Source organism: Desulfosporosinus metallidurans (genome assembly GCF_001936615.1).
Lineage (GTDB): Bacteria > Bacillota > Desulfitobacteriia > Desulfitobacteriales > Desulfitobacteriaceae > Desulfosporosinus > Desulfosporosinus metallidurans.
In genome coordinates, this window is the sequence record NZ_MLBF01000042.1 from 1 (window position 1) to 14,351 (window position 14,351).

Annotated in this window: 10 protein-coding genes, 1 pseudogene and 1 CRISPR repeat array; all 11 genes and pseudogenes read right to left on the bottom strand. The window is 43.8% G+C overall.

The window, feature by feature from the left end; translation table 11 throughout:
- Positions 1-526: 526 nt before the first annotated feature.
- The 11 genes and pseudogenes from DSOL_RS19125 to DSOL_RS19175 all read right to left on the bottom strand — a co-directional run bounded on the left by DSOL_RS19125 (position 527) and on the right by DSOL_RS19175 (position 14,126).
- Complete coding sequence (locus DSOL_RS19125; RefSeq protein WP_075366408.1) at positions 527-1,255, bottom strand: CoA-transferase subunit beta; 729 nt, start codon at positions 1,253-1,255, stop codon at positions 527-529.
- A 1-nt stretch (position 1,256) separates the two neighbouring features.
- Positions 1,257-2,072 (bottom strand): annotated as a pseudogene (locus DSOL_RS29070) (CoA transferase subunit A).
- Positions 2,073-2,496: 424 nt separating this feature from the next.
- Positions 2,497-3,057 (bottom strand): DJ-1/PfpI family protein, encoded by a 561-nt coding sequence (locus DSOL_RS19135; protein ID WP_075366409.1) that lies wholly within the window; start codon positions 3,055-3,057, stop codon positions 2,497-2,499.
- 44 nt (positions 3,058-3,101) lie between these two features.
- Positions 3,102-4,754 (bottom strand): AMP-binding protein, encoded by a 1,653-nt coding sequence (locus tag DSOL_RS19140; protein WP_075366410.1) that lies wholly within the window; start codon positions 4,752-4,754, stop codon positions 3,102-3,104.
- A 202-nt stretch (positions 4,755-4,956) separates the two neighbouring features.
- Positions 4,957-6,387: direct repeats of the CRISPR family, unit length 32 nt; unit sequence GTTTCAATCCACGCACCCACGCGGGGTGCGAC.
- A 176-nt stretch (positions 6,388-6,563) separates the two neighbouring features.
- The gene (gene cas2, locus DSOL_RS19145) at positions 6,564-6,854 is read right to left on the bottom strand and encodes a CRISPR-associated endonuclease Cas2 (RefSeq protein ID WP_075366411.1); all 291 of its coding nucleotides are present in this window, start codon (positions 6,852-6,854) and stop codon (positions 6,564-6,566) included.
- Positions 6,855-6,869: 15 nt separating this feature from the next.
- Positions 6,870-7,901 carry a type I-C CRISPR-associated endonuclease Cas1c gene (gene cas1c, locus DSOL_RS19150; protein WP_075366412.1) on the bottom strand — a complete coding sequence of 344 codons (1,032 nt, stop codon included), beginning with the start codon at positions 7,899-7,901 and terminating at the stop codon, positions 6,870-6,872.
- A gap of 4 nt (positions 7,902-7,905) precedes the next feature.
- Positions 7,906-8,577: a CRISPR-associated protein Cas4 gene (cas4, locus tag DSOL_RS19155; protein WP_075366413.1), complete on the bottom strand. Its 672-nt coding sequence runs from the start codon at positions 8,575-8,577 to the stop codon at positions 7,906-7,908.
- Positions 8,577-9,440, bottom strand: a complete 864-nt coding sequence (gene cas7c, locus DSOL_RS19160) for a type I-C CRISPR-associated protein Cas7/Csd2 (RefSeq protein WP_075366414.1) — start codon at positions 9,438-9,440, stop codon at positions 8,577-8,579. The genes cas4 and cas7c overlap by 1 nt, the downstream gene beginning before the upstream one ends.
- 3 nt (positions 9,441-9,443) lie before the next feature.
- Positions 9,444-11,225 (bottom strand): type I-C CRISPR-associated protein Cas8c/Csd1, encoded by a 1,782-nt coding sequence (gene cas8c, locus DSOL_RS19165; protein ID WP_075366415.1) that lies wholly within the window; start codon positions 11,223-11,225, stop codon positions 9,444-9,446.
- Positions 11,222-11,896, bottom strand: a complete 675-nt coding sequence (gene cas5c / locus DSOL_RS19170) for a type I-C CRISPR-associated protein Cas5c (protein ID WP_075366416.1) — start codon at positions 11,894-11,896, stop codon at positions 11,222-11,224. The genes cas8c and cas5c overlap by 4 nt, the downstream gene beginning before the upstream one ends.
- 16 nt (positions 11,897-11,912) lie before the next feature.
- A complete protein-coding gene (locus tag DSOL_RS19175; RefSeq protein ID WP_075366417.1) occupies positions 11,913-14,126 on the bottom strand; it encodes a CRISPR-associated helicase/endonuclease Cas3 in 2,214 nt (737 codons plus the stop codon).
- Positions 14,127-14,351 lie beyond the last annotated feature (225 nt).

The following is a 14,351-nucleotide window of genomic DNA, read 5'->3' on the forward strand; positions in this document are numbered from 1 at the left end:
ACTAATTCTTTTTTTGAAACTGAGAGTTGCACATTTCTAAGACTCGGGTTAATACGAAGTCTTTTTGAACGGGTCCAAGAACTTTTAATTTCAGAAGAGACATCATTTGAAAATTTGTTTTCCTCAATAAACACTCGCCATGCATGTTGATTTTGCATTAAATCCCTCCCATTAACATTAACGCCCCAGCCCCTATCATTGAGGCCGGGGCGTCACTACGTAACTGTTCACTTAGTTCTTAGCTGTTCAATTGAGCGAGGGATTAAACGTACCTACACTCGCGACCGTTTCAGCCAAAGCCCCTGAAGCTCCGCCGTGTTAAATTCCTGTTGGTTGCCGCCCAACCTCCTTCCTGAACCATTTTCACCCGATGGAGCACCCTTTCGATATATATTCATTCTATAATAATTAGAAAATTTCCTCTAATTTCAGAATATGAATTGTGTAATTACATTAGAAGAGGTTGCCCCCCTGAAATCTGTGTGATAAATGCAAACAACTAGTTAATAAAAAACTTTCCCTAGATTCAGAACTCAATGTCACGAATACGGTTGGGGTCAATTTCTTCGATTAGAGCCAACTCAACCTCGGTTGGGGCAGGGGTAAGTGGTAGATCGCTTTGAGTAATTTCCCATCCGGTATTCGACTTTACTTCATCCAGACTCGAATAGGGATGGATACTTTCGATTTCTAACAGCCCGTTTTTCAAGGCAAATATACATAGATTAGTGATCACTTTAAACTCTTTGGTGGGATCAGCTTTAGCCGTGCAGAAAGTGACTTCCGGAACGAACGATTTAAGATCATGCTTGGTCTTCCAAATCAACGTTTTCTTAGTCACCGGTATTAAAGTGGCACTGCCTGCTCCTCCGGGCAATCTCACCTTAGGCTTATCGTATTCTCCGCCTACAAAGGACATATTGATCTCGCCCGTCGGACTTATTTGCACCAAGCTTAACATTGAAATGTCGACACGACCAGTACAAGCTAGATCAAATATTGCATCCAGGCCGAAATTTGCCACTCCACCCTCATACAAGTTGTCTGAAAGGGTAGAACCGATGAGCGCCGGTTGATGCCAATCAGGGTCAACCCCGCCGGTGATATTGACATACGTATAATCAGTTCCTAATGCTTTCGCAAGCTTCATCGCTGTCATAGGCACGGGCGAAGCTAAACCGTGGAAGACAAGATCTCCGTTCTTAATTTCTCGTGCCAAAGCAACGACCATCATTTCGGCTGGTCCGTAATTCATCTTACCCCCTCCCTTCCGTAACTTGAGTCAGGTACTCGTTCAACTTACCTTCTTTGATGGCTTGACCATACGCCTTCATTCCTATGGCATCAACCGTCTTATAGTTTGGATAGCAAATACCCGGTTTAGCTCCTTCCGGTACTACGACAACAGCTTCGACCAAGAAATAGGGTACAGAGGTCTGTTTTGGTTCTTGCTGGAAAGTTTGAGTATCCACCAATTTTTCCGTGGTAATGATTGTTTTCTTAGCTGCCCGACTAAGGAGCACATCCTGAAACTCTGAGCCAAGGATCCGGGCGTTACCATACTGATCCGCTTCTTGAACATGGATGATCGCCCAATCGGGGCGCAAAGCCTTAACGGTTACAACCTCTTCATCGGAGAACGGACTCTTCATCACTTGGAAAAATTCCGGGCGCTGAGCGATCAAATCACTACCCCACAAGCCTCCTACACCCATGAACGGAATCCCATAAGCTCCCGCACGGAGAGCATTGATGATAGCCGTTCACGAACCTTCCACAGCTTTAATCTTGCCGTCCTGAATACCTTTACGCATACCCGGAGCTAAGCCATACTCATTTTCAAATCCAAAGAAACCAAAATACACTTCTGATATGCTCTCCGATGCACAGAGTACATCCATGGCGTAACCCGGAGCGGCCCCCACACCTTTAAGTTCCTTCCGCCCCAGCTTTGCCAGTTCGTGACAGAAAGCGGCAGGGGTCCGGTGCAAAGCATTGCCACCGACCGCGAGCATTTGCCCGTCCTGCACTAGCCGCACAGCTTCAGACATCGTCTTCACTCTAGTTAACATTTAGCTACAACTCCTTGTTTAATAAACTCTCCCCTTAACGTCTTATTCTTTAGTTATTCGCCATGTCGCTCTATTTTCCTACTCATTTGAATTTTCAGTTAATATTTTTGATAGTTTATTTACCAGATATCCAAGGATTTATTCTTTTACCCACTTGGCGACCATAAAACTGGGGTTCGTATTTTTTTGCTTTTCCATTTGTAAAGCTCGTTCTACCGAATTTGGTTCCTTCCCATTGTAGGAGTCATTGGATTGGGCAAATTCTAACAGGTTCCTATCCAAGTTTAAACAGAGGAAGAGCTGACCTCTTCCTCTGTTTGCTTTCCACCGACTGGTTAACTTCTATCCTAACATGCATCGTTCAATAAATCCGAATATACTTCACCACTTAGATATAAGGATTGCCCCAATCATTATCTGTCTTCTATTGTTCTCTGACTAAGCGAAGGAATTCCCTCATAAATCCTGGCAGATCAGGCCAAGCCTGTCCTGAGACGATATTCCCGTCCACATGAAGCGTTTCCTTCGTATAAGTAGCGCCTAACCTTTCAACATCCAAACTACAGGCAGTATAAGCGGTCATGGTGCGTCCTTCAAAATATTTGTTATTTTTCAAAGCACTGAGAACAAGAGCAGCGTGGCAAATGGCCCCAACAGGTTTTTTGGCGTCGAAGAAATGACTTACAATGCGCGGAATATATTCATTTAGCCGAATATATTCCGGAGCGCGGCCACCGGGAATAATGAGACCATCGAACTGCGACGGGTCCACATCTGAAAAAGCAAGGTTTGATTCTATCTGATATCCCGGTTTCTCAGTATAAGTTTCCCATCCTTCAAAATCGTGAACGACAGTCCTCAAGACCTTCTTGGTTGGAGAAGCTATCACGGCTTCGTACCCTTCTTCTAATACTCGAAAATATGGGTAATAAACTTCTAACGATTCTGCCGCATCACCTGTAATTATAAGAATCTTTTTCGGCATAGTCTTCCTCTCCCCTCTTTCCGTTATTTTACTTCATTACAGAATTAGCAGGAAATAACTTTATATTCTGCATTTTTTAGTAAAAATCTTTGAATCTTGCCACTAGGTGTTTTGGGTAATTCATCTAAGAAACTAACTTGTCGAGGATATTCATGAGCCGATAGTCTTTCCTTTACAAAAGTGCTCAGTTCCTTCGCAATTTCGTTACTAGAGCTATAGCCGTCTCTTAATATGATAAATGCTTTAACGATTTCTCCCCGAAGTTGATCCGGAACACCCACCACGGCTGCTTCAGAGACAGCATCATGCTGCATCAGAGCACTTTCTATCTCAAATGGCCCAATCCTGTATCCAGCACTTAAGATGATGTCATCAGACCGCCCTGAAAAGAATAAATAGCCGTCTTCATCCATGCTTGCTGAATCACCGGCAAAATAGTATCGTCCATCGGAGGTAAATGCCATTTTTGTATTTTCAGTGTCATTCCAATAGTTCTGAAACCAATATAAAGGAGAATTCAGGATATCAACGGCCATTTGGCCTTCTTGGTTCGGACCAAGTTCCTTGCCCTCTGCATCTAGAACCGTCATCTTAAAACCAGGCATTGACTTGCCCATGGAACCGGGTTTTAATTTTTCCTGAAGCTCCGGTAGGTGATGATTATTCACAGCCATTCCCAATTCCGTTTGTCCAAAATGATCATGAATTGGTATCCCCCATACTTCCTGTGCCCAAGATATTATATTTGGATTTAGTGGTTCTCCTGCGCTTGAAGCCGCACGTAAAAAACTTTTATATTTTAGAGCTGCACTTTTGCCTGCGTTAATCAGGGTTTTATACGCTGTTGGAGCAGCAGCGAAGTTGGTAACGCTGTATTTTTCTAAGATTCTATATACTTCGTTTGGATTAAAGGGACCACCGTAAAAAAGAGTGGCTTTACCAATTAATAACGGACCGATCAAGTTGTAATATAAGCCGTACGCCCAACCAGGGTCTGCTAGATTCCAATACATGTCTTCGTTGCGCAAATCAAGCGCAAACCTCATATATGCTTCAAAAGATGCAAGGGATTTAACAGGTATTTTTACACCTTTTGGGTTTCCCGTCGTTCCTGACGTATACAGCAAAATAAGTAAGTCATCACCGTTCACAAGAGTAACATTTCTAATGGGTTCTGACTTCTTCATTTCGTTCCAAAAGCTATATTCATCTTTTGCAACTTTCTCCTCAAATTGGTCAGAAACGGTTACAATCGAAACTGGCAGTTTGGTCATCAAATCTTCTAACTTTGGCCTATTATTGGTATCTGTTACCACTACCTTGGCCTCGCTATCGGTCAAACGGTGCGCTATGGCACTAGGCCCAAAAGCTGTAAACAAAGGTAGATAAACGGCACCTAAGCGCCATACTGCGAGAGCTGTAATAACCATCTCAGGACACTTTGGTAACATGACACCAACTCGGTCTCCTTTTTGAATTCCCACTTCGGCCAAAACCCTGGCGAACTTTGACGAGAGTTCTTTAAGTTCGGCAAAAGTATATTTGACGCTGTCTCCATTTTCCGATTCGTAGAACAAGGCCACTTTTTCTGGTATTTTAGCATGGCGATCACATAACAACTCGGCTACAGAAAGATTTTGTGCTCCATATTTCTCTAGTAGCAAAAGTATTTCATTCCTAAATTTTACATTGCTCATAATAAAGCCCCTTTCTATATTTTTTTATATATTCTATAATAATTTGAAAATTCCTTTAATTCTTAAACATATATATATTGTCGAATTACAAAGGAACGGGTTGCCCCTGTAGCCTGTGTGAAACAGTAACCAACGGAAAAAGCCAAGCGAATTAACCGCCTGACTCCTTGCCTTACGTTTAGTAGCATTCTCCACAAATATAGTTTCAATCCACGCACCCACGCGGGGTGCGACAATGGGGGGATTAAGTGAAGGGGTGATGTATTGGTTTCAATCCACGCACCCACGCGGGGTGCGACTAGTTTGGAAGCCCTCCCCCTCTATACCTTCCCGGTTTCAATCCACGCACCCACGCGGGGTGCGACAAAGACCCATATCGAGGGTTGACGAGCATCACAGGTTTCAATCCACGCACCCACGCGGGGTGCGACAAGCCTTATGGATTCCGACCCTCCCCATACCCACGTTTCAATCCACGCACCCACGCGGGGTGCGACAACGTATATTTTCATAAGTTTTTTTCTAACTCTTAGTTTCAATCCACGCACCCACGCGGGGTGCGACACGTTTACTGCGGACGAACCAAATCGGAAGAGGAATGGTTTCAATCCACGCACCCACGCGGGGTGCGACGGAGCATGGCAGTACATGGCAACAGATTGGGCATAGTTTCAATCCACGCACCCACGCGGGGTGCGACAAGGATTGCCTAGAATGTGTTAATTTTAGCAATTGGTTTCAATCCACGCACCCACGCGGGGTGCGACTTGACTAGGTTTTTTATATGTCCTATTGATTTTGTTTCAATCCACGCACCCACGCGGGGTGCGACGGGAGTAGTAGGAGTAGCTTGAGTGGTTTCTACTGGTTTCAATCCACGCACCCACGCGGGGTGCGACTGTGTGAGCAAATGGAGTAGGGGTAGGAATCATGTTTCAATCCACGCACCCACGCGGGGTGCGACGTGGAGAAAACTTGCATTGAATTTATGGCTGCATGGTTTCAATCCACGCACCCACGCGGGGTGCGACGGAATCCCTATGCGATCAACGACAATACGTCTGGGTTTCAATCCACGCACCCACGCGGGGTGCGACTCCCAGATCGCTAGCACTTCGGCAGTTCTTAAAGCGTTTCAATCCACGCACCCACGCGGGGTGCGACCGCAGCTAAATAAACTAAGAGGACTAAGAATAAGAGTTTCAATCCACGCACCCACGCGGGGTGCGACTTGGGGGTGTTCTTCTATCCATTCCGTTTGTTTAAGTTTCAATCCACGCACCCACGCGGGGTGCGACTTGGGGGAAATTGGCTAGAGCATAGGGGTAGGCAGTTTCAATCCACGCACCCACGCGGGGTGCGACGTACTATCTCAACAATTCGGAAACAGGCAAAACCGTTTCAATCCACGCACCCACGCGGGGTGCGACACGGCCTGGCTTGTTTGGATGGTGACGCCATGAAGTTTCAATCCACGCACCCACGCGGGGTGCGACGTTATTCTCCGGTTGAAACTCCTAGTGTAAAAAATGTTTCAATCCACGCACCCACGCGGGGTGCGACTTGCTGGACCAACAGTCCCAGCTAATAGCTCTACTCATGTTTCAATCCACGCACCCACGCGGGGTGCGACAGCACCTATCTATAGACAAGTTATAGTAATGGTTTAACTACTTCTTTTAGCGAACCCCTTATTAATCATGTCTCTGAATAAAATCATGAAGTCAATTTTCGCCTGAAATCTTTTGATATCAGGAAGTGCGATACCCTTGGTGAATTATGTCCACTTCCGGTTCGCACCCTTCGAAACTAAATAATCAAAGGGCCTTCAGGATCAACAACGGATTTTGCTCCAACATGCTCGACCCTATTCTTCCAATTGTTTCCGAGAAAATAATATCTCAAACTATCGGTTTCCTTATCGATTATCTTTTCCAACCTGTGCTTCAATTGAGCAAATTGAGTCGGATCTACTAGACACTCAAATACAGAGTTCTGAACCCGTTGCCCGCTGTTTACGCATTGCTTAGCAACCTGTCGTAACCTCTTTTTTCCTCCGTCGGTTATAGTATTAACATCATACGTGATTAGCACCATCATGAATAGTATCCTCCCTCATTTCCAGATAAAAGGCGGATAGTCGTCCAAATCTCCTCTTAGATATCTAGACAGTAACAAAGCCTGAGCATAAGGTAATAATCCCAAAGGTATTTTTTCATCTAAGAGAGGATGAGTAATCTCTTCTCTTTTCCTACTTTGCCAAGCCTCCAAAACAGCTTTACGTGCTTTGTCCTTCATAATCACTCCGCCAGATTCCTTGGTGATAAAGCCATCCCAATCAATCTGCCTACGGTTAATCATGCTCAAAACCAATCTATCAACTAAATATGGACGAAATTCTTCCATGAGGTCTAGCGATAGTCCTGCCCGTCCCGGTCTATCTCGATGCAAAAATCCAACATACGGATCAAGGCCAACAGTTTCCAAAGCAGATTTAGTTTCGTGCGCTAACATGGTATATAGAAAAGAAAGTAAGGCATTTACATTATCTAACGGCGGTCTTCTGCTGCGCCCCCTCATGAAAAACGATTCCTTTTGAGATACGATCATGTCATCAAATACTGAAAAATAGTACTTCGCCATTTCACCTTCAATACCCCTAATTTCTTCTAGTGAGGATGCCCGATTTAACCTAACAACACTTGCTGCCAACTCATTTCTGACTGACTCGGTGTCTTTGGTCTCACATTTGTCGGCATGGTCACTCATAAAGCGCCTGATAACTGTCCTGCAGTTTGCAACCTTGCCAATAATGAACCGTGAAGCAATTTTTGTAGAATCGGTCGATGAATCTGCAATCCTATACTGTTTCCGCCTCAACAGCACATTACCCTTAACTGGGCCGGAAACGCGAGCTAAGAATTTGCCATGCTCATTTAAAAAGCTTAAAGAAACACCACGTTCTACACATAAACCGAGTAATGCTGGACTTGCTCCCTTATAGCCAAAGGTTACTAGACCCTCCAGATAATGAATGGGTGTTCGAAATACTTCCTCATCATATACCTTAACAACCAGGTTTTCTCCTTCCTTAGCCAAAAATGCATCCGGATTGGTTACGTAAAGAACATTCAACATCTTTCTCATTACACTAATCTCCTGTAATTGCTTGTTCCATTTCCTTAACCAGGTTGTTAATATAACTAGCAGCTCTTTTCGGGTTTTTGCCAAGAGAGGGTAAACACAAATCCTTGAGGGAACAATTGTTGCATTTTTTCCCTTTAATCGGCATGGGAGTAATTCCCTTTTCGAAAAGGTTATGCATTCTCTCGGATAGTAATAGTACTCTTTCTCTCAGTCCATTAAATTGGACTACATGCCTGCGTCTTGTCTCACCATAGAAAAGAAAACCACGCTCAATTTTCGTTCCCAACATTTCCTCCAAACACATAGCCTGAGCGCACAACTGCACTTCGTCTCGATCATCCGATTTTGGCTTACCTCGCTTATATTCAACAATTCTTATTTCTAATGAACTCTGTGATTCCGGGGTGCTCAAATACTCGATAACGTCAGCTATGCCATAAAGGCCCAACCGTCTAGAAACTAGCGGAGTAGAACGCACAACTTTTACATCGTGTCTTGTTTCCGTGAAATATGGATCATCCACTCGCTCGTGCAATTGTTGACCTTCAACCGTCTTTACATTTTCCGCCCATTGATTTTCGACATGGATGAGAGCCCACTGCCTTTCGCAAAAAGCAAAATGTTGAATGCCAGATAACGATAACAGGCCTTCATCGTTATAACTCTTAGTAGTCATTATTTCTCTATCAATTTTACACCGGCTGGCAAAGCCGTATGGTTAATAGATACTTCATAATCGTTAAATGAACGAGTCGGACGTTCGGGATCCTTACAGGATACTGTGAGAAGGTCAAACAACTTATGAGCTGGTGCATTACCTAAGGCCGTCTCGTGTTCGAAAACAATTAATTTACGTGCGGACATTTTGCCCCGTGCGGCCGAGTGGTCATGGTCAAACATATTAGTCAAAGCTTCCCAAAACAGCTCAAGGTCATCTTCGGAAAAACCAGTTTTATCTGCCAAAAAAGCCGAGATATACCCTTCCACCCTATAAAGTGCATAGGGTACGATAAACTTTCTGCCCATTTCTCTGTCCTTTTTTTCCGCATCTTTTTCAGAGGTAACGGCCATCCTAGTAATCGTCACTTCCTGTTGAATAATTGGGTCTATGCTTCGTGCAAAGTTAATTTGTACCGGCCCACGAACCACACCACAGTTAACTTCCGTCGACATTACTGCTCCAAATGTTCGAACATCAAAGAAATGATGACACATGAAGTGAGTGAGCTTCTTAGCCTGTTCTATTTCTTTAGGCAGTTTTTTGGATTCAGGTTCAAGTTCCATAGCCTTGTAGGCTTTTCTGTGCTGGGTATTCAAAACAGAACCCTCACGCACATATATGTCATACCTTTCTGTATCGTTTTTTGCAATATCCACGTAATTTCTTATTTTACGTTTCAAGCAAACATCGGTTACCAAACCAAGACCGGTCTCAGCATCAATACGAGGCATATTCCCAGCATCTGGATCACCGTTCGGGTTCCCGTTTTCCACATCAAACAAAAGCACAAACTCATATCTCTTTTTAATAGCATCCATTAATTACACCTCTTTCGATTCATTTTTCGTATATAGAGCTTTACGCTGGTGATAGTAGCCAAGGACAAACAGCCCTTGTTTTTCTAAGTTCAGATGAGACGGAAAACTGTCAATACCACCCATAACTTCCTCGATCCGCTTGTCCATACTGCGGCCATACTCTGCTTTGGCGATATGATGCTGAGTTAACCTAAGCAAAATAGGGAAAACCGAACGGGGAGTTGCAGAAGCTGACCCAAAATATCGATCTTTAATCGTAGCATTCAACCCTGGATTGGCATCCTGCTGGGCCTTTTCCAGCAAGGCAAAAAGCCGTCCCAACCTGTAAGCCACACTGGGGTTTTGTTCATCTAATGCCATTGCGATATCTACCTCTCTCTCCTTAGTTTTATAGCGAATGTTCCTTAATAGGCAGGCTTTAATAATAGCTGCCCGAACATAATTTACCGTTTGATCCGCCCGAATTCTCAAAAGTATTGAATGAAGAAGTGTTTGGGGATATGGCATACCAGTGAGGATTGCCCGCATTACCACACCGCCTAGTAGTGGTGAAATACGCTTAGCATCCCCTAACGGTGCTGATTCCTTTAGAATCGTTCCGATTGAAATGAAATCGGGTTCATTCGCATAGCTTTTTACTATTTTCATGTCATCGTAATGCTGAGCTATTTTATAAATAACATTACCAAATCTCTCAACATGCCAAAATCTCACGGAGAGACGGCTGGCGTTGGGTGCTAAGCCTAAAATATAAAATTTCACATCAGCATCTACCCCTGTCAACTCTTGTTTGACCAATTCACCCTTTCTGACCTTAGCAAAAATATCGTGTACTAATTTCACGGTCTGAGGATCTCTTGTAACTTGCCTTTGCTCATCCTCTCCTTTTTTATCACCTTCTCTTGCAGGGTAGAATAATGCTCCCAGCAGATCTTCCTCCAGCCCATTTGTTGAACGCTCTGCCCAAAATACTGTAGTTGTGTCTCCAATGCGCATCCTATGCTTCTCGCTACCTATCAACCAATTAAGGGCCGTGGTATATCCAAAAGTTGCATTCTCACTGATCCATGCATTATAGCTTTGCTCTTTGCCATAAGAGGTAAATGAATCTTTATTAAAAGATACTAGAGATGCCCCGCTGGATTGTGCACCCACGACACCTTTAATATTTGGGTGCAACCTGGCTATGGGCGAATTTTGTCCAGTAATCAAGCATTGACCACTTATCTCTGAAGACTGACCTAAATGATACTTTGACCAAGCTTGCATAAGTTCTGTCCGTTCGTGTATGTACTTTTCATCTCTGTCTAGCCTAAAAACTAGGTTACCTCCTTCCAACATGCCATCCATTGCCTCCACTATTTTTGGGTGTTTTGCCACATTCTCTACATTCCAGTTTCGTAAAAAATTTAATACTGCTTCAGCTCCTGGGTCTTTAACCTCTCCTAATATTTCCTCATGTAATTGTACACAAGCTTCATGTGCTTTTTTTACCCTCTCTTTCTTGTCTTTTAAATCTAGCCCAAGAATGTATTTGGAGGTCTCGCACAAAAAGTTGGCAGATACACCAGATGATTTTTTTACTTGCTCTGGAACATTCATCTCACGCTGAATGAATTTCTTACCCTTTTCTACACGCAAATCGACTACACCCAATAAATCCCCTGTCCCTGATAACAGTAGAGCAAACGATACCTTCGCTCTACTGTAACCAGGCAGGCTTACCCCAGAATCATCATCGGCAAGCAACCGATCGTAGTATTCGTACAAGGCCTTTATGATCATTTGCCTATCCCCCCTTCCTCTATACGGGGTACTTCTATGACACCATCCTTCATCATTGCCCTGAAAAACTTAGGCGTCATATTGTCTATATAATCAATGCCCAAAAGCATCCACCCAAAATCTTTATCCACCCCCCGCTGTGCTGATTGGGGTAACATTTCGTTGTTCTCGATCAAACGAAATCTAGCTGAAAACTCTCTGCATCCTAGAAAAGGCTGCTGGTAACATTGTCCCTGTCTAGCTCGCCTTAGAAAAATATTATAGTGTTTTTCGGGATTATCTCCCGAACCAGCTTCATCTGTCATCTCAAAGTGTGCTTCAATAATGTAAGCCACATTTCTTAGCAAAAGCGTGGCCCTTTGCTGCCGCTGTTTGCTATCATTAGCATAAATGCAAAGCTCTACCTCCCCGCCCTTCATAGCCTTTTTGACATTTCCATGCGCTATTTTACTTTCCACCTCATTACGACGTACGTTGTCAAAGCGAATTTCATTCAAAACATGGATCTTGTCCACTACCCACCGGATTGCCGGTTTCCAGTGGATTGCCTCCAAAATTCCACAAGCTGCAGAAGGGGTCATCACATCATAGCTAACCCGCTCCACCTTCATTTCAGGCCTAGTGAAACAGGCATAATCTCCCCAAACCTGTAAGCGTATACCATAACCCATGTCCAACCCTCCTTTTCTAAATGATCAGTGTATCTTTTAGTAGCATACTTTCAGTACAGGGAAGCAGCCCCATTTTCGTACTATACTCCGAATTGTATGCCTCTCCACTCAGAACATAAAATTTTCCACCTATGTTCTCAAGCAATCCAATCTGCAGCATTTCCCGAAATTCCTGCTCGTAGACTTGAACGGAGTATTTTTGTAGCCGCCTAATATAGCTGCCAGGAAACTTGCTCCACCTGGTGTTCTCTAGAATTTCCCTGCATTTTTCGTCCCATGGAATGACAATTGCTGTGGTGTTCTGATCATCAATCAATTTAAACTTATCCGCAATTGTTCGGAAGGGAAATATCAGAGCTTTCTCCTGTTCTGAAATATCAGCCATAATTCTTTCCTTATCCAGCCCCTCTCCCTCTATGTTGTATAGTTCAGTGAAATAATCTCTGACCCCCTCCAAACTCAGGGGGTCTTCATGCCTTCTAAAGACACCTTCCCCAATCGTTGCGGTCCTACTGAGCCAGCCCGAAGGCAAACCGTGCTTCTCCGTTGGCTTGAAGACGTAAACATCCCCGATTTCTCTCAGCCCTTCCCGATTACATCTACCCGCGGATTGGGCAATTGAATCTACTCCGGCAGAGCTGCGATAAACGACCGGAAAATCAACATCAACACCTGCTTCAATCAACTGTGTGGAGACCACCCTGCAGGGGGCGCCTGCTTTCAGTTTTTTCCTGATTTCTTGGAGGATTTGAGATCTATGAGCAGGGCACATGCGTGTGCTCAAATGGAAGGCTTCCTTATCTTTGATTTTCTCAAAGATAAGGCGGGCGTGTTTTTTGGAATTGACGATACACAGCACCTGGTCCAGCGATAGCAGTTTTTCTGCCAGCATATCGTCAGACAATCCCCCTAAATTATGTACTTTGACTCTTTGAAAAGCCCTATAAAGCTCATCTGGGTCTTTAACAATCTCCAACGGTTGCTCACAGTCCGGAGGCAATAACCTATTAATAGCCGGTTGGGTCGCTGTGCACAATACTATCGTCGTATTGTAGTTAGCCACCAACTCCACTAATGCATTAATACATGGTTTTAAAAAACCTGTAGGAATCATTTGAGCTTCATCAATTATCACAACACTGTTGGTAATGTTATGCAATTTTCGACAACGTGAACTTTTCGCTGCGAATAGTGATTCAAAAAACTGCACGTTTGTTGTCATAATAATAGGCATATCCCAGTTTTCAGAAGCCAGTTTTAAATTACCAATACCCTGAGGCTCGTACTCAGATTCACTCTCTAAAAAAGCTTCTTCTGGATAGTTAAAATTGCTGTGGTGCTCCAAAACTTTTTCTTTCCCAAAAATGTCTTTAAAGACCGCAGCATTCTGCTCAATGATACTTGTATAGGGAATGACATAGATGATCCGCTTCATCCCGTGAGTGATCGCGTGTTTAAGGGCAAAGGACATTGAAGAAAGAGTCTTCCCTCCCCCCGTTGGTACCGAAAGGGTAAAAAAACCGGGTTTATTACTCGCCTTATTCTCACAATCAGCCAGAATCTCCGCCCTGCGCCTGTTCACAGGAGTATCTTGTGAACTGCGACTTTTATCTGTTAAATGTACTTCTAGGGTAGAAAGCATTTTCTCCAAAGAAAAAGTCTTATCGCGAAGCGACGACTTCTCAACGTCCAACGCCCGTTCCGTATCAAGGAAATCAGCATCTACTAAAGATGAGTAAAGAAATCGAGTGAAAAACTGTCCACTAAAACCTGTCCCGAAAGGTAGCTTTTTAAGCGGTAAAACTAGGTCCTCAGATCCAGGTAAGTCGATCTCACTTTGATATGGGCTGTAATCAGGCAACGACTTTTTAATCAACCGGCCTTCTAGGGAGGATTCATCGATCTTGCTTCCCCAATCATGAAGCCCACTGTGATGACCAGCAATCGTATATGCAAGAATTCTCCCAAAGGCTTTGTTATAGTGCTTAACAGCCTCAATGGCCCCCGCCGAAGAATGATCAACCTTATTCCGCTCGCCTTCCAATCGTTTTTGAAAATCTGGGGAGTATTTTCCAATATCATGCAAGAGGCCAGCCGCGCGACCAAGGTTTTCGGCACCAAAACCGGACGCGAACCCTGCAGTAAGTTTTGCTGTATCTTCTAAATGATCCTTTAGTAAATGCCACTCAGTTTTACTCAGTTCTGTCTTAGAATGTGCGTAATATTTCACTAGTCCACCTCCACACTATCCAGTGGTGTCTGAAACTGTTTACGTCCAAAGCATGATCAGGCTGATGCTTGGATCTCTCCTCATCCAAAAGAAGCAACTTCGGTTTACTTGCTAACTCCACTCCTCGTTTCACTCCTAATGACATAAAAATGCTAATCACCAATTCTAAATGGAGTATACACTAATGTCTTAACCCAAGACATCCCATATTTTTATCTCATTAGT